Source organism: Streptomyces sp. NEAU-YJ-81 (genome assembly GCF_017592595.1).
GTDB classification, from domain to species: Bacteria; Actinomycetota; Actinomycetes; order Streptomycetales; family Streptomycetaceae; genus Streptomyces; species Streptomyces hygroscopicus_B.
This window is the reverse complement of the sequence record NZ_JAGFNO010000008.1, coordinates 244,068-264,507: the sequence shown is the minus strand read 5'-3', so window position 1 is coordinate 264,507 and position 20,440 is coordinate 244,068. Positions and strand designations below refer to the sequence as shown.

Below are 20,440 nucleotides of genomic sequence, written 5' to 3'. Positions count from 1 at the left end.
GGGCGGTGGGCCTCAGGCCCCCTCCTCCGCGGCCCCCTCCCGGTAGAGCGCCGCCTCCTCCAGGTCCAGCCGGCGCAGCAGCGACCGCAGCATCTCCTCGTCGATCCGCCGGGCGTCCCGCAGGTCCACGAACACCTTCCGCTCGGCCTCGATCATCTCCCGGGACAGCCTCCGATAGGTCTCGTCCGCCGATTCGCCGGTCACCTCGTTGACCGCCCCGAGCCGCTCCCATACGGCGTTGCGGCGCTGTTCCAGCACCGTACGCAGCCGGTCGGCGAGCGGCGGCGGCAGGGCGTTGCGCTCCTCGTCGAGCAGCTCCCCCAGGCGGCTCTCGGCCGCCAGTGACGCCTGGTTCTGCGCCTGTGCCTCGGCGAGCGTCTCGGCCCGCGGATCGCGGCCCGGCAGCCCGAGCAGCCGGATCAGGGACGGCAGGGTGAGCCCATGGACGACCAACGTGCCGATGACGGTCGTGAAGGTCAGGAAGAGGATCAGATTGCGGGCCGGGAAGGGTTCCCCGCCGTGAATGGTCTGCGGGATCGAGAAGGCGATGGCCAGCGAGACCACCCCGCGCATCCCGGCCCAGCCGATGACGACCGGCGCGGTCCAGTTGGTGCCGGGCTCGCGCTCGCGGATGCCCGGGAAGAGCATCCGCGGCACGAAGGTCGACGGGAAGACCCAGACGTAACGGGCGGCCACCACGGCCAGGAAGACCACGGCCGCGTACCAGGCGGCCTCGCCCGCGCTGTACTCCCCCAGGCCGCCCACCACGACCCGCAGTTGCAGCCCGATCAGCGCGAACACCGCCGACTCCAGCACGAAATCGATCATCCGCCAGACCGCGGCCTCCTGGAGCCGGGTCGCGAAGTCGACCTGCCAGGAGTGGTGTCCGAGGTAGAGCCCGACCACCACGACGGCCAGCACACCCGACGCCTCGAACTGCTCGGCGGTGGCGTAGGCGACGAAGGGGATGAGCAGCGAGAGGGTGTTCTGGAGCAGCGGGTCCCGCAGCCGGATGCGCAGCCAGTGCAGCGGCACCATCAGGATCAGACCGACCACGACGCCGCCCACGGCCGCGAAGGCGAACTCCCGCACGCCCTCGGCCCAGCTCACGCCCTCCCCCACCGCCGCGGCCAGCGCCACCCGGTAGGCGGTGATCGCGGTCGCGTCGTTGAAGAGGGACTCGCCCTGCAGAAGCGTGGTGAGCCGGGAGGGCAGCCCGATCCGGCGGGCGATGGCGGTGGCGGCCACGGCGTCCGGCGGCGCGACCACCGCGCCCAGCACCAGCGCGGCGGTCAGCGGCAGCCCCGGGATCATCAGATGGGCGACCACGCCGACCGCGACCGTGGCGAAGAGCACATACCCGACCGAGAGCAGCGCGATCGGCCGCAGATTGGCGCGCAGATCCAGATACGAGCTGTCCAGCGCGGCGCTGTGCAGCAGCGGCGGCAGCACCAGGGGCAGCACGATATGCGGGTCCAGGGTGTAGTCGGGCACCCCCGGGACGTACGAGCCGACGAGCCCGACCACGACCAGCAACAGCGGCGCGGGCACCGGGGTCCTGCGGGCCGCGCCGGCGACCACCGCACTGCCCGCGACCAGCATCAACAACGGCAATACGTCCATCGACCGACCCCGTCCCCGCCGGTCGTGCCGACGGTCGTCCATGTGATCCGCCCACGCGGCGCTTTAGTCTGGCAATCATGAGCGAGTGCCTGCATGTTCCCGCACTGCCGCGCCCCGAGCCGGAGCCGCGGTCCGACACCTGTCCCGAGTGCCTGGCGGTCGGCAGCCATCCCGTCCAGCTTCGGAAGTGTCTGGTGTGCGGCCACGTGGGCTGCTGCGACTCCTCGCCGTACCAGCACGCCACCCGGCACTTCGAGGAGACCGGCCATCCGGTGATGCGCAGCTTCGAGGAAGGCGAGGAGTGGCACTGGTGCTATGTGGATCAGCTCATCGTGTAGGTCCGGCTCTTCGTGTAGGTCCGGCTCCGCGAACGCCCTGGTCTTGGCGTTTTCCGCGCAATGTGGGAGATCGACCTCCGCGTTTGTCGGCCCGGGCCGTTAGCCTTCACACATGATCCGATCAGCGAAGCCGTCCGACGTCCCGGCGATCCATGCGATGATCCGCGAGCTGGCGGACTACGAGCGGGCTCCGCAGGAGGCGAAGGCCACCGAGGAGCAGCTGCGCGAGGCGCTCTTCGGGGCGCATCCCGCGGTGTTCGCGCTGATCGCCGAGGAGACCGGTGGCGCCGGAGAGCCCGGCGGGCCGGTGGGGTTCGCCCTGTGGTTCCGTAACTTCTCCACCTGGACAGGCACCCATGGCGTGTATCTGGAGGACCTGTACGTCACCCCGCGAGCCCGCGGCGGCGGCCACGGCAAGGCGCTGCTCGCCGAGCTGGCGCGGATCTGCGTGGAGCGGGGCTATGCCCGCTTCGAATGGTCGGTGCTCGACTGGAACGAGCCCGCGATCGGCTTCTACGCCGCGCTCGGCGCGGAGCCGATGGATCAATGGACGGTGCGCAGGCTCTCGGGAGAGCCACTGCGAGGGCTGGCCGCTCAGGCCATGGGCACCGCCGTGACCAGCGATTCCCTGAGTGAGGCGACATCTCTTTCGAATTGAGACCGCAAACCCTCTAGCCACGCTGCGTACTCATGTGCTTACTATGAGTGATATCGCGGCTCTGTGGGCCGGGGTTCACCCGTGATGGGGGCCGTGCTTCGTCCGGGCGACACCGAACCGCAGATCGCGATAGCGTCGCAGCCAAAGTACAAACAGCGCCGGTCCGTCCACCCTCCACCATAAGGGTTCGGGGCCGACGCTCCAATCAGCTCAGCTCAATCAGCTTGTGTCACCTTGGAGGTGAGGGTGTCCCAGATCGCAGGCGAGCCCGGGACCCAGGACTTCGTGGAAGTCCGGCTGCCCGCTGCGGGTGCCTATCTGTCGGTGCTGCGTACGGCGACCGCCGGCCTCGCAGCCCGCTTGGACTTCACCCTCGACGAAATCGAGGATCTGCGTATCGCCGTAGATGAGGCATGCGCGATCCTGCTGCAGCAAGCCGTGTCCGGCAGTGTGCTGAGCTGCGTCTTCCGCTTGATCGACGACGCACTGCAGGTCACCGTCTCGGCGCCCACCACCGACGGCCGCGCCCCCGAGCGCGACACCTTCGCCTGGACGGTGCTCTCCGCACTGGCGGGCAAGGTGGACTCGACCGTGGCCGAGGACCGAACGGTCAGCATCAGCCTGTACAAGGAGCGCGGCGCCGGCCCCGGACAGCCGTGACGGAAAAAGGGGGCTCCGTGAGCACTGCATCATCGCGGGGAGTGGGTACCCCGGCCATCCCGCACCCGCCGGCCCGGCCGCATCCCGCGGACTCGGAGGCGGCAGGAGACCGACCAGAGCGGGCGGACCACATGGATCAGCACGAGCAGGTGCATCAGCAGCACGATCCACATGACCGGAGCGGCGCGCGGGCGATGTTCCTCGAGCTGCGCGGGCTGCCGGAAGGCTCCACCGAGCGGGCCGAGCTGCGCAACAACCTCGTGCGTATGCATCTGCCGTTGGTGGAGCACCTGGCCCGGCGCTTCCGCAACCGCGGTGAGCCGCTGGACGACCTCACCCAGGTCGCCACCATCGGGCTCATCAAATCCGTGGACCGGTTCGACCCGGACCGCGGGGTGGAGTTCTCGACCTATGCGACACCCACGGTCGTCGGCGAGATCAAGCGCCACTTCCGCGACAAGGGCTGGGCGGTGCGGGTGCCGCGCCGGCTGCAGGAGCTGCGGCTGTCGCTGACCACGGCCACCGCGGAGCTCTCCCAGCGCCATGGCCGCGCCCCGACCGTCCATGAGCTGGCCCAGCAGCTGTCCATCTCCGAGGAGGAGGTGCTGGAGGGGCTGGAGTCCGCCAATGCCTACAGCACCCTGTCCCTTGACGTACCGGATACGGACGACGAGTCCCCGGCGGTCGCCGACACCCTCGGCGCGGAGGACGAGGCGCTGGAAGGCGTCGAGTACCGCGAGTCGCTCAAACCGCTGCTGGAGGATCTGCCGCCGCGCGAGAAGAAGATCCTGCTGCTGCGCTTCTTCGGCAATATGACGCAGTCGCAGATCGCGCAGGAGGTCGGCATCTCCCAGATGCATGTCTCCCGGCTACTGGCCCGCACACTCGCGCAGTTGCGCGACAAGTTGCTGGTCGAGGAGTAGCGAGGGCGCACGCCCCACGGTGCCCGGGGCCACCCCGGGCACCGGCCGTGCCATCGGCAGGCCGCTCGCCACTCCGCGCCTTCCCGCAGCGCCGAAATGCGGCTCCGCCGGCGGCACCGATATGCGGCTCCGCCGCGTGGCAGGACTCCGCCTCAGAATCCGGGGTACCAGGGGCGGAGCCCCTGGTAACGCAATCCAGCCCCTCCGGCGTTTGAGGAGCGAGGTCCAGGGGCGGAGCCCCGGCGGGGCCGGGGCCGGGCCCCCACGCGGCGGAGCCGCACAGCGATGCTGCGGGAAGGGGCGGGCCCGCGAAGATCCGCCGGACAGGGCCTAGGCGTCGCGGGGGCCGATGCCGAGGGCCTCGGTCGCCGTCGGGTTGATCAGCAGCGCCAGGACGGCGAGGGCCGCGATGGCGGTGACCACCCCGGCGGCGATGAGCCCGCCGCCGTTCTGCACCAGCGTCCAGGCCACCGGCAGCGCCATGAGCTGAGTGATCATCGCGGGGCCGCGGCTCCAGCGGCGCCGCAGCCACAGCCCGCGGGCCGCCAGCAGCGGCAGCAGGGCCAGCGCGACCACGGTGACCCCGAGCATCTCCGCCTGCCGGGGGCTCTCCGGGTCTCCGGCCAGCCCCATGATCAGTACGTAGACGCCGAAGCCCAGCAGCACCACGCCCTCCGCGGCGGCCAGCACCGCGGCGGCGGTCAGCCGGGTGGGGCGGGGCCCGGTGGGCGCGTCGTCGGCGGCGCCGGTCGCCTTGGCGGCGGCCTCGGCGTCCGGCCGGGCCGTGGCCCGCTGCGCCGCCGTCTTCCGCTCGGTCGCCTTCCGCGCCGTGGCTCTCTGTGCCTTCTTCGCGGTAGCGGACTTCTTACTGCTCACCCCAGCAGCGTAGCCGCCCCCGGGCCGCCCGGACCCTACCCCCCTCGGGCCGGTCGTCTCGGATAGGTAGGCTGGCGCGCATGCGCGCGCTCCTTGTGGTCAATCCGGCAGCAACCACCACCAGTGCCCGCACTCGGGATGTTCTGTTCCACGCGCTCGCCAGCGATCTGAAGCTGGACGTGGTGACCACCGAGTACCGGGGCCATGCGCGCGATCTGGCCCGGCGGGCGGTCGACGGCGGCACTCATGAACTGGTCGTGGCCCTGGGCGGCGACGGCACCGTCAACGAGGTCGTCAACGGACTGCTCCACCACGGCCCCGCCCCGCGTGAATTGCCCCGGCTCGCGGTCGTCCCGGGCGGCTCCACCAATGTCTTCGCCCGCGCGCTGGGGCTGCCCAATGACGCCGTCGAGGCGACCGGCGCCCTGTTGGACGCGCTGCGGGACGGCACCGAGCGCACCGTGGGCCTCGGACTCGCGGCCGGCACCCCCGGCACCCCGGACGAGTCGGTCCCGGCCCGCTGGTTCACCTTCTGCGCCGGGCTCGGCTTCGACGCGAGCGTCATCGGCCGGGTCGAGCAGCAGCGCGAGCGCGGCAAGCGGTCCACCCACGCGCTCTACATACGCCAGATGGTGCGGCAGTTCATCGGGGAGCCGCATCGGCGGCAGGGCGCCATCACCATTCGGCGGCCGGGCCAGGACCCGATCGAGGGGCTGGCGCTGTCGATAGTCTGCAACACCTCCCCGTGGACGTTTCTCGGCAACCGCCCGGTCTACGCGTCCCCTCAGGCGTCCTTCGACACCGCCCTCGACGTGCTGGGACTCACCAAGCTGTCGACGTCGGCGGTGACCCGCTACGCGACCCAGCTACTGATGTCGACGCCCGAGCGCGGCCCCCGCGGCAAGCATGTGGTGGGGCTCCACGATGTGGAGGACTTCACCTTGCAATCCCAGGCGCCACTGCCGTTCCAGATGGACGGTGACCATCTGGGACTGCGTACGAGCGTGACGTTCACAGGCGTACGCCGTGCACTGCGTGTGATTGTGTGAGTGAGACCGCAAAAAGTCCTTCCACTCGAACGTTTAGGCTGGCCTCCACCCACCGGAAGTACGGCTGTGACCGAGTCGACACCAAGGAATCAAAAAAAACTTTCCGGAAGGGGTTGTATCCGCCGCCGAGGTTTGCGAGTCTCTTCTTGGCGATCGGGACGGCCTCCAGAAGGCCCCCTTGAGAGCCCGAACCCCCACCTCATTCCACGGGACTGAACCAGCCCCAACTGGTTGGCGTCCCTACCCTTTGCGGGGGGATTCGTGAAAGCGTTCACATTCACAAGCAACGAGCCCGCAATACGAGGAGATGGAGCAGCCATGGACTGGCGTCACAACGCCGTTTGCCGCGAGGAAGACCCCGAGCTGTTCTTCCCCATCGGCAACACCGGTCCTGCGCTGCTGCAGATCGAGGAAGCCAAGGCCGTCTGCCGCCGCTGCCCCGTCATGGAGCAGTGCCTGCAGTGGGCGCTTGAGTCCGGCCAGGACTCCGGCGTCTGGGGTGGAATGAGCGAGGACGAGCGCCGCGCCATGAAGCGCCGTGCCGCTCGCAACCGGGCACGCAACGCCAGCGCCTGAAGCCCGCAGCACCCCGTGGCCCCCGAGCCGCAGCGCGTAGTACCCCCGATGCGCACAGCAAATTGAGCTTTGAGCCCCGGACCAGATGGGTCCGGGGCTCAGTGCTTTCCGGGTACGGGGCTGTGACCCACCGGGAGTTGCGGGGATGTGGTCAGCGTCTCAGTGCTTCTCCCGGCACGACACTCAGTGCTTCTCGGCACCCACCGGGAAGTCCAGCACCACGCGGGTACCGCGCTCCGGGGCGGGCACCATGTCGAACGTCCCGCCCAGCTCCCCCTCCACCAGGGTGCGGACGATCTGCAGGCCCAGGTTTCCGGCCCGCTGGGGGTCGAACCCCTCGGGCAGCCCGCGCCCGTCGTCCTGGACGGTCACCACCAGCCGGCTCTCCTCACCGCTGCCACCGCGCACCGCCGTGACCTCGACCGTGCCCTGCTCCCCCGGTCCGAAGCCGTGCTCCAGCGCGTTCTGCAGCACCTCGGTCAGGACCATGGACAGCGGGGTGGCGACCTCGGCGTCGAGGATGCCGAATCGCCCGGTGCGGCGGCCGGTCACCTTTCCGGGCGATATCTCGGCCACCATGGCCAGCACCCGATCGGCTATATCGTCGAACTCGACCCGCTCATCGAGGTTCTGGGAGAGGGTCTCATGGACGATCGCGATCGAGCCGACCCTGCGCACCGCCTCGTTGAGCGCCTCCCGCCCCTGCGCCGAATCCATCCGGCGGGCCTGCAGCCGCAACAGGGCGGCCACCGTCTGGAGGTTGTTCTTCACCCGGTGGTGGATCTCCCGAATGGTGGCGTCCTTGGTGATCAACTCGCGCTCGCGGCGGCGCAGTTCGGTGACGTCCCTGAGCAGGACGAGCGAGCCGACGTGCAGCCCCTTGGGCTTGAGCGGAATGGCCCGTAGCTGGATGACCCCGTCGCCGCCCTCGACCTCGAACTCCCGGGGCGCCCAGCCGCTGGCCAGCTTGACCAGCGCCTCGTCCACCGGGCCGCGCACCGGGGCGAGTTCGGCGGTGGTCTTGCCCAGATGGTGGCCGACGAGATCGGCGGCGAGCCCCAGGCGGTGGTAGGCGGAGAGCGCGTTGGGGCTCGCGTACTGGACCACCCCGTCCGCGTCGAGCCGGATCAGCCCGTCACCCGCGCGCGGTGACGCGTCCATGTCGACCTGCTGATTGGGGAACGGAAACGATCCGGCAGCGATCATCTGGGCGAGGTCGGACGCGCTCTGGAGATAGGTGAGCTCCAGCCGGCTGGGGGTCCGTACGGTCAGCAGATTGGTGTTCCGCGCGATCACCCCGAGGACCCGGCTCTCCCGCCGGACCGGGATGGACTCCACCCGGACCGGTACCTCCTCGCGCCACTCGGGGTCGCCCTCCCGGACGATCCGGCCTTCGTCGTGGGCGGCGTCGAGCATGGGACGGCGGCCGCGGGGGACGAGATGGCCGACCATGTCGTCCTGGTAGGAGGTGGGTCCGGTGTTCGGCCGCATCTGGGCCACCGAGACATACCGGGTGCCGTCGCTGGTGGGGACCCACAGCACGAGATCGGCGAACGAGAGGTCGGAGAGGAGCTGCCACTCCGAGACCAGCAGATGGAGCCACTCGAGGTCGGAGTCGTCGAGTGCGGTGTGCTGGCGGACGAGGTCGTTCATGGAGGGCACACTGTGAGCCTACCCTCACCGGTGGATTAGCCTATTCGCGCATAAGCATGGACAGACAGCAGTGGTCTAGTCCAGAATATCGAGCACTGCGATCTTCCGCTCTCCCCGCACAGGAGGGCGGATCGAGGAGCCCGGAGCGCTCTGCCCTGACCGCCCGGGGTCCTCAGGTCGGCCGCTCGGCCGATGCAACTCCGGGCTGCGGTGCCGGGTGGGTTGAGGGTCCCGCCCTGGCGCCGCGGCCCGCGGGTGTCCCACCCGTCATACTCAGGCTCCCGCGCCTCGTCGAAGGCAGCGGGAGCCGTTTTCGTACCCCCGGCAGTACGCCCTCAGCGGGTCTCCGTCACCTTCGCCAGCGCCCGCGGCGCGTCCGGGTCCTGGCCGCGCGCGATCGTCACCTCGTACGCCAGCATCTGCAGCGGGAGGATCTCCAGGATCGGCTGGAGCTCCTCGGCGACCCCGTCCGTCGGCAGGGCGAACCCCGCCGAGGCCCGCTCCACCTCCGACGCGCTGCCGATGACGACGAGGTCGGCGCCCCGGCCGCGCAGCCGCTCCAGGACCGGCTGCAGCGCCTGGCCGCCCTTGCCCTCGGTGACGATCGCGATCACCGGCGAGATGTTGTCGACCATGGCGAGCGGACCGTGCAGCAGATCGGCGCCGGAGTAGGAGAGCGCCGGGATGTAGCTGGTCTCCATCAGCTTCAGGGCGGCTTCCTTGGCGGTCGGATAGCCGTAGCCCCGGGAGGTGAGGACCATCCGCTCGGCGAAGCGGTAGCGCGCCGCGAGCTGCCGGACCTCGTCCTGGCGGTCGAGGATCTGCTGGGCGAGGTCGGGCAGCGCCTTGGCGGCCGCGCCGTCGCCGCCGCGCAGCCCCTCCACGAAGAGGTAGAGGGCGAGGAGTTCGGCGGTGTAGGTCTTGGTCGCGGGCAGCGCCTTCTCCGGCCCGGCCAGGACGTCGATGTGGAACTCGGAGACGGCCGCGAGCGGCGAGTCGGCGTTGTTGGTCACCGCCAGGGTGATCGCACCGGCCGCGCGGGCGGCCTCGGTGGAGGCGACCAGGTCCGGGGAGCCGCCGGACTGGCTGACGGTGATCACCAGCACATCGGTGAGGTCCGGCTGGGCGCCGTACGCGGTGGTGGTGGACATGGAGGTCAGACCGCACGGCTTGCCGAGCAGCACCTCAAGCAGGTACTTGGCGTACAGCGCCGCGTTGTCCGAGGTGCCCCGGGCGGTGAGCAGGACGAAGCGCGGGTTGCGGGCGGCGATCCGCTCCGCGACCTCGCGGATCCGCGGGGCGCCCTGGTCGAGGATGCGGCGCAGCACGGCGGGCTGCTCGGCCATCTCGCCGGACATGATCCGGCCCGGCTGGTCGCTGCGCTGGGCCGTCGTCGTGGCGGACATGCTGGGTGCCTCCAGGTGGCTCTGTGCCGGCTGTGCTGAGGGGGCTGGGGATCAGTCCCCGGAGTGGTCACCGGCGCCGATGCCGGCGATCACCTCGGCCGCCGCCCGTCCACACACCCGGGCGGCGCCGTGGGTCGCGATGTGCAGCGCTCCGGCGGGCGGCGCCTGGGGCACTCCCATCTCGACGACGACCGTCTCCGGCCGGGCGGCGAGCAGGGCGTCCAGCGCGTCGGCCATCCAGGGGTGCCGGTGGACATCGCGGACCACAGCGACGATCCTACGGTCCGCCGCGGTGTCGAGCATATTTTCGATCAGCGCGGGGACGCCCCGGGCCTCGGCGTCCTGCCGCCCGTAGGTGGCGGTCCCGGTGCCGGGGCGCAGCCGGGCCAGTTCGGCGCCGACGCCCCAGGGGGTCTCCTCGCCGACGGCGATGTTGGCGACCGGGGTGAGGGCGGCGACATAGGCGGGCCCGGTCACCGGCTCGTACGACAGCCCGGCCGGAGTGACTCTGAGCGCCCGGCGCGCGGCGGCGAGCCCCACCCCCGCGGCGGGCTCGATGCCGTGCGCCGCGCGCGGTCCGGCGGAGTGCCGCGTCCACTCCCCCAGGGCGCGCACCCGCGCCGCCGCCTCGGCCAGCCGGTCCTCCGCCAGCCGTCCCTCGATGACGGCTGTGACCAGCGCGTCGCGCAGCCGCAGCACGGTGTCCTCGTCGGCGAGCCCGCCGCCCACGCAGATCGCGTCGGCGCCCGCGGCGATCGCCATGACGCTGCCGTGCTCGATGCCGTACGCGTCGGCGATGGCCCGCATCTCCATGCCGTCGGTGACGATCAGCCCGTCGAAGCCGAGGCCGCCGTCGGCCACGGGCCGGCGCAGCAGGCCGTGCAGCGCGGCGGGGCTGAGGGTGGCGGGCAGGTCGGGGTCGAGCACGGGCAGCAGGATGTGCGCGCTCATCACGGCCTTGGTCCCGGCGGTGACGGCGGCGCGGAAGGGCACCAGTTCGCGGACGGTCAGGGTGTCGAGTCCGGCGTCGATGCGCGGCAGGGCGTGATGGGAGTCGGTGGCGGTGTCGCCGTGGCCGGGGAAGTGCTTGGTGCAGGCGGCGACCCCGGCGCTCTGGAGGCCCTCGATGTACGCGGCGGTGTGCCGGGCCACGAGCCCGGGTTCGGCGCCGAAGGAGCGCACGCCGATGACCGGGTTGTCCGGGTTGGAGTTGACGTCGGCGGAGGGCGCCCAGTTGAGGTTGACGCCGCACTCCGCGAGGCGGCGGCCCAGCTCGCGGGCGACGGCCCGGGTCAGCTCCGGGTCGTCGACGGCGCCGAGCGCCAGGTTGCCGGGGAAGGAGGAGCCGGCGCGCACCTCGAGCCGGGTGACGTCGCCGCCCTCCTCGTCGATGGCCACCAGGACGTCGTCACGCTCGGCACGCAGCTCGGCGGTGAGGGCGGCGAGCTGCTCGGGCGAGGCGATGTTCCGGCCGAACAGGCCGACCGAGGCGAGCCCCTCGCCGAGCCGCCGCAGCAGCCAGTCGGGGGCGGTGGTTCCGGTGAACCCGGGCTGCAGAACGGTGAGAGCGTCGCGGGTGAGGGTGGCGGAGTCATGCGCGAGGGTCGTCATAAACCGGGATCATCCCTTCACAGCGCCGGAAGTGAGCCCACCGACCGCCTTGCGTTGCAGAAACAGGAACAGAACCAGGATCGGGATGGCGAACAGCGAGGCCGCCGCCATGGTGGCACCCCAGTCGTCGCCGAAGGCGGTCTGGAAGCTGGACAGCCACAGCGGAAGCGTCTGGGCTCCCGGGTCCTTGTTCAGGATGAGGACGAGCGGGAATTCGTTCCAGGCCGTGATGAAGCCGAAGAGCGAGGTGGCCATCAGGCCGGGCGCCAGCAGCGGAAAGATCACCCGGACGAACGCCTGCGGACGGGTGCAGCCGTCGACCATCGCCGACTCCTCCAGCTCCTTGGGGATCGCGGCCACGTAGGCGCGGAGCGTGAGGATCGTGAAGGGCAGCACCATGACCATGTAGAACAGGGTCAGCGGAAGCAGACTGTTCAGCATGTCGCCGTCGCGGACGAGCATGTAGATGGCGATGACCAGGACTTCCCAGGGCGCCATCTGCGCGATCATGAAGGTCACCAGGAAGCCGCGGCGCCCCTTGAACCGCATCCGGGCGAGGGCGAACGACGCGAGCAGCGCGATCAGCAGGGAGAGGCCGACCGCCGAGAGGGTGATGGTGAGCGAGTTGCCCACCAGCGTCCAGAAGTGGTCGGCGTTCACGGCCTTCTGGAAGTGGTCCAGGGTGGCTCCGGTCGGGAACCACACCGGGTCCTCGGAAATGATGTCCGAGGTCGGCTTGAAGGCCGTGGTGAACATCCAGTAGACGGGGAACGCGAAGCCGATGAAGAGCACGACGGCGGTCGCGTTGGGCCACAGCCGGGCCAGCGGCGAGCGCTTCACAGCTCGTCCTCCTCTTGCCTGAGCACGGTCCGGAGGTAGTAGGAGGTCAGCGCCAGCAGGACCACGATGGTCAGCACCGAGATCGCGGCGCCCATGCCGTAGTGCTGGTTGCCGACGCCCTCGATGAAGGCGTAGACGGGAAGGGTTTCGGTGAGCCGGTCGGGGCCGCCCTCGTTGATCGCGAAGACCTGGGTGAACGCCTTGAAGACCCAGATGACTTCGAGGAACGTCGTGGCCAGCAGAAACGGCTTGAGGAAGGGGAACGTCACCGAGGTGAAGCTCTTCCAGGTGCCGGCGCCGTCGAGCGCGGCCGCCTCGTAGAGCTCGCCGGGGATGGTGGTGGTCGCGGCGTAGAGGTTGATCGCCACGAAGGGGATCGACTGCCAGACGATCAGCACGGTGATGATGAAGAAGGTGGAGAACTGGCTGCCGGTCCAGTTGTAGTGCGCCATGGAGTGCCAGCCGAGCGCGTCCAGGACCCAGTTGACCACCCCGAAGCGGGCGGCGAAGAGCCACTGGAAGACGGTGGTGCCGGCGATGGGCGGCATGGCCCAGGCCAGCACAAGACCGACCGAGAGCAGCAGCCGCATCTTGCTGCCGAGGCGGGCCAGCAGCAGTCCGACCAGGGTGCCGAGCAGCATGATCAGCACGACGTTGACCGCGGTGAAGATCACCGACCGGAGGGTGACCCGCCAGAAGTCCTCGCTGGTCAGCGTCTCGCGGTAGTTGTCGACACCGTTCCACTCGGTGAGGTGCTGGATAAGCTGCCGCATATTGAGGTTCTGGAACGACAGCAGGCCGTCCTTGACCAGCGGCCAGCCCAGCAGCAGGGCGGTCGCCGCCAGCGCGGGCAGCAGCAGGAGGTACGGGGCGGCGCCGGTCAGCCGTCCGCGCCCGGGGGTGCCCGGGGCCGGGCGGCGGGTGCCTGGCGGCTCCCCGCTCCGGCGGACCCCGGCCGCCGCCGGGCCGGGGTCCTGGCGTTCGGTCGCTACGGACATTCGGCTCAACGCTCCTGGCTGAGGCGCTTGTTCAGCTCGCCTTCGACCGACTTGGCCGCCTCGGCGGGCGACTTACCGGTGAGCACCGCGGTCATATAGGTCTTGACCGGGTTCGGGGCGTTCTCCACCGCGGCCCATTCGGGGATCAGCGGGGTGGTGCCGCCGGTCGCGGCGGCCGGCGCGGCGGCCAGTCCGGCGGGGTTGCCCTTGAGCTGCGCCTGGAGCGACTCCTTGTTGGGGATGACGCCGCCTTCCTTGGCGAGCTGTCCCTCGTAGGTGTCATTGAGCGCGATCTTCAGGAACTCCTTGGCCAGTTCCTGCTTTTCGCTGCCCGCGGCGACCGCGAGGTTGGAGCCGCCGAGGAAGACGCCCTCCGGCTTGCCGGCGGTCTCACCCGGGATGGTGAAGTAGCCGAGGTCCTTCTCGATCTTCGGGTTGGCCTTGATCGCGATACCGGCTTCCCAGCCCATGCCGATGAACGCGCCGGTCTTGCCCTTGGCGAAGACCTCGCCCTGCTGCGGGGTGGCCTCGTCCTTGTCCTTGGGGGCCTTGCTGAAGGACTGGTACTGCTTGTAGATGTCCATGGCCTTGCCGACCTTGGGGTCGGCGAGGTTGGAGACCCACTTGTCGCCGTCCTTCTTGACGAGGTCGGCGCCGGTGCCGATGGTCAGTCCGTCGAAGAAGTACCAGTTCTGGCCAGGGAGATAGATCGGCTCGGCGTCCGTCTTCTGCTGGATGGTGTCCAGGTCCTTGAAGAACTCGGTACGGGTCTTGGGGGTGTCCTTGATCCCGGCCTCGGCCCAGATCTTCTTGTTGTAGAGGACGACCCGGTTGGCCGCGTACCACGGCGCCGCGTACTGCTTGCCGTCGTAGACCGCGGACTTGTTGATCGACTCCGACCAGTCGGCGCCGATCGACTTCTTCAGGTCATCCAGTTCGGCCAGTCCGCCGGTCTGCGCGTACGACGGCGTCTGGGTGTTGCCGATCTCCAGCACATCCGGCGGATCGGATTCCGAGAGTGCGGTGGTCACCTTCTGCTGAATGCCGTTCCACTGCTGGATCTCCAGCTTCAGCTTGGCGCCCGTCTTCTTCTCGAAAGCGGCCTTGACATCCTTCGTCCAGCCCTCGGGCGTGGAGCCGTCCATCGCCCAGACGGTCAGCGTCTCGCCCTTGAAACCGTCCGCTCCGGCCTTGTTGTCATCGCCGTCGGACCCACAGGCCGCGACGGATACCAGCATTGCCGCGACACCCGTCGCCGCTATGAGCCCACGCTTCACTGCACTCTCCTCAGAAGGCCGGACGAGAGGTTTAATGGTCCAGACCAGTGCCCGCAGCTTGGCCTAGACCTTTTGGGGTGTCAAGGGTGTATAAGAGTCACCGGCGGCTCCGTTACCGGACCGACACTTCCCGACATCCGGACCGAGCGGATGCCCGGAGCCGGGACCGTGCCACGATGTGAGGCGCTGGATTCTTCAGGAGACCGGTGACGGCGGCAGACGCCGGTGACGGCAGCGGACCAGGAGTCGGAAGGGCGCGCGATGGAGACCGAGGGGGCAACGGCGGCAGCGGCGGCCATCACGACGGCCGAGAGCGACGGCAACGGCTCCGCTGGGGCGCGCACCGCGCGCGTCCCGAAGTACTACCGTCTCAAGCGCCACTTGCTGGAGATGACCGAGACCCTGCCACCCGGCACCCCGGTACCCCCGGAGCGCACCCTGGCCGCCGAGTTCGACACCTCGCGCACCACCGTGCGCCAGGCGCTGCAGGAGCTGGTCGTCGAGGGGCGCCTGGAGCGGATCCAGGGCAAGGGCACCTTCGTGGCCAAGCCCAAGGTCTCCCAGGCACTGCAACTCACCTCGTACACCGAGGACATGAAGGCCCAGGGCCTGGAGCCCACCTCCCAGCTACTGGACATCGGCTATGTCACCGCCGACGAGCGGCTCTCCGGGCTGCTGGACATCACCGCAGGCGGGCGGGTGCTGCGCATCGAGCGGCTGCGGCTGGCCAGCGGTGAACCGATGGCGATCGAGACCACCCATCTGTCCGCCAAGCGCTTCCCCGCGCTGCGCCGCAGCCTGGTGAAGTACACCTCCCTCTACACGGCGCTGGCCGAGGTGTACGACGTCCGCCTGGCCGAGGCCGAGGAGACCATCGAGACCTCGCTGGCCACCCCGCGCGAGGCGGGGCTGCTGGGCACCGATGTGGGGCTGCCGATGCTGATGCTCTCGCGCCACTCGCGGGACGCGGTCGGGGAGCCGGTGGAGTGGGTGCGGTCGGTCTACCGCGGGGACCGCTACAAGTTCGTGGCCCGGCTCCAGCGGCCGAACGGCTGAGCGGCGGTACGTCCGGGGCTCGCCACGGCAGCGCCGCGCCACGGCGACCTGCTTTCTTTCTCATACCGATATACGGACGGGTAGTGACGACCGCCGGGCCGGGGGCTTAGATTTCCTGCGCATTACACAAATGATCAGCTGGGACTCAGGTGATCGACTGTGACGCAGGTGATGAGCCGAGGGGACTGGAGCCCGCCGCATGTCAGACACGTCCGCTTCACCCGGCAGGAGACCGGTCGTGACGCCTACGCGCGTCGTGGCCGCTCTGTGCCTGATCGCACCCTTTGTCGGGATGCTCTGGGTCGGCTCGTACGCCAAGGTCGAGCCGACCCTCATCGGGATCCCGTTCTTCTACTGGTACCAGATGCTCTGGGTGCCAATCTCGGCCGTGCTGACCTCGGTCGCCTACATCCTGGTCCGCCGCGAGCAGCGGGCACGCAAGGGGGGTGAGCCGGCATGAACGACGGAGTGAACGGCGTCGCACTCGCCGTCTTCATCTTCTTCTTCGTGGTCGTCACGGTCATGGGGTTCCTGGCCGCGCGCTGGCGCGCCGCCGAGAACGCCAACAACCTCGACGAATGGGGACTGGGCGGCCGCAGCTTCGGCACCTGGATCACCTGGTTCCTGCTCGGCGGCGACCTCTACACCGCGTACACCTTCGTCGCCGTCCCGGCGGCGATCTACGCGGCGGGCGCGTCCGGCTTCTTCGCGGTCCCGTACACCATCCTGGTCTACCCGCTGATCTTCACCTTCCTGCCGCGACTGTGGTCGGTGTCCCATAAGCACGGGTATGTCACCACTTCGGACTTCGTCCGCGGCCGGTTCGGCTCCAAGGGGCTCTCGCTGGCCGTCGCGGTCACCGGCATCCTCGCCACCATGCCGTACATCGCCCTCCAGCTCGTCGGCATCCAGGCGGTGCTGGACGTGATGGGCGTCGGCGGCGGGGAGAACACCAACTGGTTCATCAAGGACCTGCCGCTGCTGATCGCCTTCGGCGTCCTCGCGGCGTACACGTACTCCTCCGGGCTGCGCGCGCCCGCGCTGATCGCCTTCGTCAAGGACACCCTGATCTACATCGTCATCGCGGTGGCGATCATCTACATCCCGATCAAGCTGGGTGGCTTCGACGACATCTTCAGCGCGGCGAACGACAAGTTCACCAAGGCGGGTACGGGATCGCTCGCACCCCCGGCGGAGGGCCAATGGGCCTACGGCACCCTGGCCCTGGGCTCGGCACTCGCCCTGTTCATGTATCCGCACTCGATCACCGCGACGCTCTCCAGCCGCAGCCGCGAGGTGATCCGCCGCAACACCACGATCCTGCCGCTGTACTCCCTGATGCTGGGGCTGCTGGCGCTCCTCGGCTTCATGGCCATCGCCGCCGGGGTCACGGTCGAAAACGGCCAGCTTGCCATCCCCCAGCTCTTCGAGGACATGTTCCCCGACTGGTTCGCGGGCATCGCCTTCGCCGCGATCGGCATCGGCGCGCTCGTCCCGGCGGCCATCATGTCGATCGCCGCGGCGAACCTCTTCACCCGCAACATCTACAAGGACTTCCTGCGGCCGAACGCCACGCCGGAGGAGGAGACCAAGGTCTCCAAGCTGGTCTCGCTGCTGGTGAAGGTCGGCGCGCTGATCTTCGTGCTGGGCATGGACAAGACCGTCGCGATCAACTTCCAGCTACTGGGCGGCATCTGGATCCTCCAGACCTTCCCGGCCCTGGTGGGCGGCCTGTTCACCCGCTGGTTCCACCGCTGGGCGCTGCTGGCGGGCTGGGCGGTCGGCATGGTCTACGGAACGTGGAAGGCGTACGACACCCCGAGCGGCACCCAGAAGCACTTCGGCAACACCGCCGATATGCCCGCCATCGGGGAGATCGGCTACATCGGCTTCACCGCGATCGTCCTCAACGTGCTGGTGACCGTCGTGCTGACGTTTGTGCTGCGGGCGGTCAAGGCCCCCGACGGCATCGACGAGACCACCGCCTCCGACTACAAGGCGGACGCGGGCGACCCGGGCGTCCAGGCCGACCTTCCGCCGGCCACGGCGGGCTCACCGGGCGGCCACTGACGCCTGCGGCGGTCTGCGCCGACTGACGGCGAACGGGCCGTCGGCTCCCCCTGACTGACGGGGAGCCGGCGGCCCGTTCGCGTGCGTACGAGTCGCGGATGACTTCCTGTACAGTTGTCCAGGAAGTGGCGGCGATGGCGCGCCGACCTTGACATGCGGAAAAAAGGGGTGGGATCGCGGTGCGGGTTCTGGCGGAAGTTCTGGTCGGTGCGGTCGCGGCGCTGCACGCGTACATCATGGTGCTGGAGATGTTCCTCTGGCAGCGGCCGCGCGGCCTGGCGGTATTCGGCATGGATCAGGAGACGGCTCGTATCACCGCGCCCCTGGCCTCCAACCAGGGTCTGTACAACGGCTTCCTGGCCGCCGGCCTGATATGGGGCCTGGTCGCGTCCGATCCGGTGGGCTTCCAGGCACAGGTCTTCTTCCTCATCTGCGTCGTGGCCGCCGGTGCCTACGGGGCGGCCAGCACAAAGAACCGAAAGATCTTGTTCTCACAGCTCACTCCGGGCGCGCTCGCTCTGGCGGCTGTCATCATCGCCGGGTGAGTGACGATCTGACGGCGGGCCAGGACCCGCGCACCGTACGGACCCGTGGGCGGCTGCGTGACGCGCTGCTCGCCGAATGCGCCTCCCAGCCGCTGGAAAAGGTGAGCGTCTCCTCGGTGGTTCGCCGCGCCGAGGTCGGCCGCGCCACGTTCTATCTGCACTACGAGGACCTCCAGGCGCTGGCCATCGACGCGTGCGCGGAGGTGGTCCGGGATGCCGTGGAAGCGGTTCACGCCTTCGAAGGCGTTCCCGACCCCGATGTACCCCCGTCCGCGCTCGCCGAGTTCTTCACGTCGGTGACGGCCCACGCCGAGCTGTACCGGGGTCTGCTCCAGGCGGGCGGCGGCGGCCCCTTGGGAGAGCTGCTGCACCGCGAACTCCGGACGCGCTCCCGGCTCGAACGGGAACGCGCCGGGCTGCGCCACTCCGAAGCCGCGGACTCGGCTGTGGCCGCCACGTTCACGGGCCTGTTCGCCGACTGGCTCCACGGGCTGATCGACGCGGAGCCCGACGCGCTCTCGCGGCAGGTCTGGCGATTGCTGATCTCCATCCACAGGACGTTCCCGTGACGGTGCCGCGGAACCTCGGGGCATGCCACGGAGCGGAGCAGAAGCGCGCCGCCGCCTTCAGCAGGCGGCCCTGGAGCTGTACCGGGAGCGTGGGTTCGACCGGACCACCACGGCCGAGATCGCCGCCCGGGCGGGCGTCAACGAGCGCACGTTCTTCCGGCACAATCATCGCCGCGACGCCCACGCTCCGCGAACGCGAGCCGGCCAAGGCCGCGTCCCTCACCGAAGCCGTGGCGGAGACCCTGCGGCAGCGCGGTGTCGCCGACCGGCTGGCCGACCTGGCCGCCCAGACCGGCTGGGCCACCTTCCACCACGCCGCCGGGGCCTGGCTCGACGACCCCGAGCAGGGCCTGGACGCGCACCTCCTCCGAGCCTTCGACGATCTGCGCGACCTCTCCGCGACCGTCCTGACGTGAGTACCGGTACCTAGGCCGTCCTGAGCGGCCGCGCGGATCCGTACCACCGGAGCCGGGACCTACCGTCCCGTATATGACCGAAAGTGAGGCGCCCGCCAGAAAGGGCGGCAGTGGGTGGCGCGTCGGATGCACCAGCGTGCTGGCACTGGCCGCGGCCGGACTCGCGGGGCTCGCGTACGCGAGCGTCGACTCCACCTATCCCGACGTCGACCCCGAGAAGCGGGCGCGCCTGCTCTCCGGGTACTCCCGGGACGCCTACGCCGCGCTCGGCATCGACCGCACTGTCGAAGGCGGTTACGTCGATGTCAACGACAACAACACCTTCGGGCACAACGACTGCTACCCGGACGGCTTGTTCAGCATCGCCGACCCTCCCGTGGAGGGCGCGTACCGGCTGTACCACGAGTGGACCCTGAGCAAGGTGCGCAAGGCGGAGGCACTCCCCGGACTGCGCGGGGTGCGCCATCGCCTCGACGCCAAGGGATGGCACGTCACCGAGTACGGCAAGGACAAGCAGATCGAGGAATGGAGCGTCCGGGCGGAGCGCGACGGCGGCTACGGAATCCGCGTCACCTGGGAACCGGAATTCCAGCGGCTCACCGGGTTCGTCAGCGCGCCGTGCGCGATGGACCCCGGCTGGCCGGAGAAGAAGCGAGAAGAGGAGAAGGAGCAGGGATACAGCGGTTCCTACGACGGGCCGACCCTGAACTTCCCCCCGGCGCTCACTCCGCGTTAGGCGGCGATCTCGAAGGCGTCGCAGGGCGGCTGCGGGGCGAGTTCGAACCAGAGCAGCTTGCCGCTCCGCCCGAAGAGCTCGTCGGCGAGCGCGTAACCGCCCCAGTTGTCGGCGCAGATCCGCACGATGAGGAGGCCACGGCCGTACGTGGCCTCGGTGTTCGCGGCGGCCTCGGCGAGGGCGGACGAGCGATCGAAGAGGGCCGGGGGCTTGTCGAAGGGTGGCGGGATGTCCGGATTGGTGTCCCACACGCTGATCCGCAGACGGCCCTCCTCCACGGCGCGGATCCGCAATTCGGCTGGGCCGGTGGTGTGGCGGTAGGCGTTGGTGACCATCTCGCTTGCGACGAGGGTCGCGGGGCCGGTGAGCTCGCCCAGCTCGTGCCGGGCGAGGACCGCACGGAGGGTAGTGCGGGCGATGCCTGCGGCGCGGGCGTCATGGGGCAGGCGCAGTGAGTAGGACCAGGGGTTTTCCGTTGCTGCGGTGGGCATGAAGTCTCCGGTCTGTGCAAGGAGTTGTGCGATGTCCGGGCACACACCGTAGAACCTGCGATGGCCTAT

At 69.7% G+C, this 20,440-nt stretch carries 22 protein-coding genes and 1 pseudogene; 14 read left to right on the top strand and 9 right to left on the bottom strand.

Annotated features, from left to right (window positions below; genetic code table 11):
* Positions 1-12 precede the first annotated feature (12 nt).
* Positions 13-1,623, bottom strand: a complete 1,611-nt coding sequence (locus tag J5X86_RS20640) for a Na+/H+ antiporter (RefSeq protein WP_208518222.1) — start codon at positions 1,621-1,623, stop codon at positions 13-15.
* Positions 1,624-1,700: 77 nt separating this feature from the next.
* Between J5X86_RS20640 and J5X86_RS20635 the strand changes: the two genes are divergently transcribed.
* From J5X86_RS20635 to J5X86_RS20620, 4 genes are all read left to right on the top strand, one after another.
* On the top strand, positions 1,701-1,961 hold the full coding sequence (locus J5X86_RS20635) for a UBP-type zinc finger domain-containing protein (protein WP_059147777.1): 261 nt from the start codon (positions 1,701-1,703) through the stop codon (positions 1,959-1,961).
* 112 nt (positions 1,962-2,073) lie between these two features.
* Complete coding sequence (locus tag J5X86_RS20630) at positions 2,074-2,619, top strand: GNAT family N-acetyltransferase (protein WP_208518221.1); 546 nt, start codon at positions 2,074-2,076, stop codon at positions 2,617-2,619.
* Between the two features lie 246 nt (positions 2,620-2,865).
* Positions 2,866-3,279: an anti-sigma regulatory factor gene (locus J5X86_RS20625; protein WP_014054819.1), complete on the top strand. Its 414-nt coding sequence runs from the start codon at positions 2,866-2,868 to the stop codon at positions 3,277-3,279.
* 17 nt (positions 3,280-3,296) lie between these two features.
* On the top strand, positions 3,297-4,202 hold the full coding sequence (locus J5X86_RS20620; RefSeq protein WP_374229274.1) for an RNA polymerase sigma factor SigF: 906 nt from the start codon (positions 3,297-3,299) through the stop codon (positions 4,200-4,202).
* Between the two features lie 330 nt (positions 4,203-4,532).
* Here the strand turns inward: J5X86_RS20620 and J5X86_RS20615 are convergent, their stop codons facing one another.
* Positions 4,533-5,078 carry a hypothetical protein gene (locus tag J5X86_RS20615; protein WP_208518220.1) on the bottom strand — a complete coding sequence of 182 codons (546 nt, stop codon included), beginning with the start codon at positions 5,076-5,078 and terminating at the stop codon, positions 4,533-4,535.
* Positions 5,079-5,158: 80 nt separating this feature from the next.
* Between J5X86_RS20615 and J5X86_RS20610 the strand changes: the two genes are divergently transcribed.
* Both J5X86_RS20610 and J5X86_RS20605 read left to right on the top strand, forming a co-directional pair.
* Positions 5,159-6,127, top strand: coding sequence for a diacylglycerol kinase family protein (locus J5X86_RS20610; protein WP_078643522.1), 969 nt, complete (start codon positions 5,159-5,161; stop codon positions 6,125-6,127).
* A 318-nt stretch (positions 6,128-6,445) separates the two neighbouring features.
* Positions 6,446-6,703 carry a WhiB family transcriptional regulator gene (locus J5X86_RS20605; protein WP_014054815.1) on the top strand — a complete coding sequence of 86 codons (258 nt, stop codon included), beginning with the start codon at positions 6,446-6,448 and terminating at the stop codon, positions 6,701-6,703.
* 183 nt (positions 6,704-6,886) lie between these two features.
* Here the strand turns inward: J5X86_RS20605 and J5X86_RS20600 are convergent, their stop codons facing one another.
* The 6 genes from J5X86_RS20600 to J5X86_RS20575 form a co-directional block, all read right to left on the bottom strand.
* Positions 6,887-8,356, bottom strand: a complete 1,470-nt coding sequence (locus J5X86_RS20600) for a sensor histidine kinase (protein WP_208518219.1) — start codon at positions 8,354-8,356, stop codon at positions 6,887-6,889.
* A 335-nt stretch (positions 8,357-8,691) separates the two neighbouring features.
* On the bottom strand, positions 8,692-9,762 hold the full coding sequence (locus J5X86_RS20595; protein ID WP_078643519.1) for an SIS domain-containing protein: 1,071 nt from the start codon (positions 9,760-9,762) through the stop codon (positions 8,692-8,694).
* A 51-nt stretch (positions 9,763-9,813) separates the two neighbouring features.
* The gene (locus tag J5X86_RS20590) at positions 9,814-11,373 is read right to left on the bottom strand and encodes a glycoside hydrolase family 3 protein (protein ID WP_208518218.1); all 1,560 of its coding nucleotides are present in this window, start codon (positions 11,371-11,373) and stop codon (positions 9,814-9,816) included.
* Positions 11,374-11,382: 9 nt separating this feature from the next.
* Positions 11,383-12,213, bottom strand: coding sequence for a carbohydrate ABC transporter permease (locus J5X86_RS20585; protein WP_208518217.1), 831 nt, complete (start codon positions 12,211-12,213; stop codon positions 11,383-11,385).
* Positions 12,210-13,211 (bottom strand): carbohydrate ABC transporter permease, encoded by a 1,002-nt coding sequence (locus tag J5X86_RS20580; RefSeq protein WP_208518216.1) that lies wholly within the window; start codon positions 13,209-13,211, stop codon positions 12,210-12,212. Before J5X86_RS20580 ends, J5X86_RS20585 begins: the two co-directional genes overlap by 4 nt.
* Before the next feature lie 5 nt (positions 13,212-13,216).
* Positions 13,217-14,488, bottom strand: coding sequence for an extracellular solute-binding protein (locus tag J5X86_RS20575; RefSeq protein ID WP_208518215.1), 1,272 nt, complete (start codon positions 14,486-14,488; stop codon positions 13,217-13,219).
* A 261-nt stretch (positions 14,489-14,749) separates the two neighbouring features.
* On the opposite strand from J5X86_RS20575, the gene J5X86_RS20570 reads away from it, so the two are divergent.
* The 8 genes and pseudogenes from J5X86_RS20570 (at position 14,750) to J5X86_RS20540 (ending at position 19,880) form a co-directional block, all read left to right on the top strand.
* On the top strand, positions 14,750-15,544 hold the full coding sequence (locus J5X86_RS20570) for a GntR family transcriptional regulator (RefSeq protein WP_208518297.1): 795 nt from the start codon (positions 14,750-14,752) through the stop codon (positions 15,542-15,544).
* A 199-nt stretch (positions 15,545-15,743) separates the two neighbouring features.
* Entirely contained in the window at positions 15,744-16,004 is a 261-nt protein-coding gene (locus tag J5X86_RS20565; RefSeq protein ID WP_208518214.1) for a DUF3311 domain-containing protein, read from the top strand.
* Complete coding sequence (gene mctP / locus J5X86_RS20560; protein WP_208518213.1) at positions 16,001-17,614, top strand: monocarboxylate uptake permease MctP; 1,614 nt, start codon at positions 16,001-16,003, stop codon at positions 17,612-17,614. Before J5X86_RS20565 ends, mctP begins: the two co-directional genes overlap by 4 nt.
* Positions 17,615-17,793: 179 nt before the next feature.
* Positions 17,794-18,159, top strand: a complete 366-nt coding sequence (locus tag J5X86_RS20555; RefSeq protein ID WP_208518212.1) for a DUF1304 domain-containing protein — start codon at positions 17,794-17,796, stop codon at positions 18,157-18,159.
* On the top strand, positions 18,156-18,728 hold the full coding sequence (locus J5X86_RS20550; protein WP_308124662.1) for a TetR/AcrR family transcriptional regulator: 573 nt from the start codon (positions 18,156-18,158) through the stop codon (positions 18,726-18,728). Before J5X86_RS20555 ends, J5X86_RS20550 begins: the two co-directional genes overlap by 4 nt.
* 22 nt (positions 18,729-18,750) lie before the next feature.
* Positions 18,751-18,843: pseudogene (locus J5X86_RS52895) on the top strand (TetR family transcriptional regulator); the annotation flags it as partial.
* 115 nt (positions 18,844-18,958) lie between these two features.
* On the top strand, positions 18,959-19,144 hold the full coding sequence (locus J5X86_RS52890; RefSeq protein WP_374229275.1) for a hypothetical protein: 186 nt from the start codon (positions 18,959-18,961) through the stop codon (positions 19,142-19,144).
* Positions 19,145-19,217: 73 nt separating this feature from the next.
* On the top strand, positions 19,218-19,880 hold the full coding sequence (locus tag J5X86_RS20540) for a hypothetical protein (RefSeq protein WP_208518211.1): 663 nt from the start codon (positions 19,218-19,220) through the stop codon (positions 19,878-19,880).
* Here J5X86_RS20540 and J5X86_RS20535 read toward each other — a convergent pair.
* Positions 19,877-20,371 (bottom strand): ATP-binding protein, encoded by a 495-nt coding sequence (locus J5X86_RS20535; RefSeq protein WP_208518210.1) that lies wholly within the window; start codon positions 20,369-20,371, stop codon positions 19,877-19,879. The two genes, J5X86_RS20540 and J5X86_RS20535, sit on opposite strands and share 4 nt — an antisense overlap.
* Positions 20,372-20,440 lie beyond the last annotated feature (69 nt).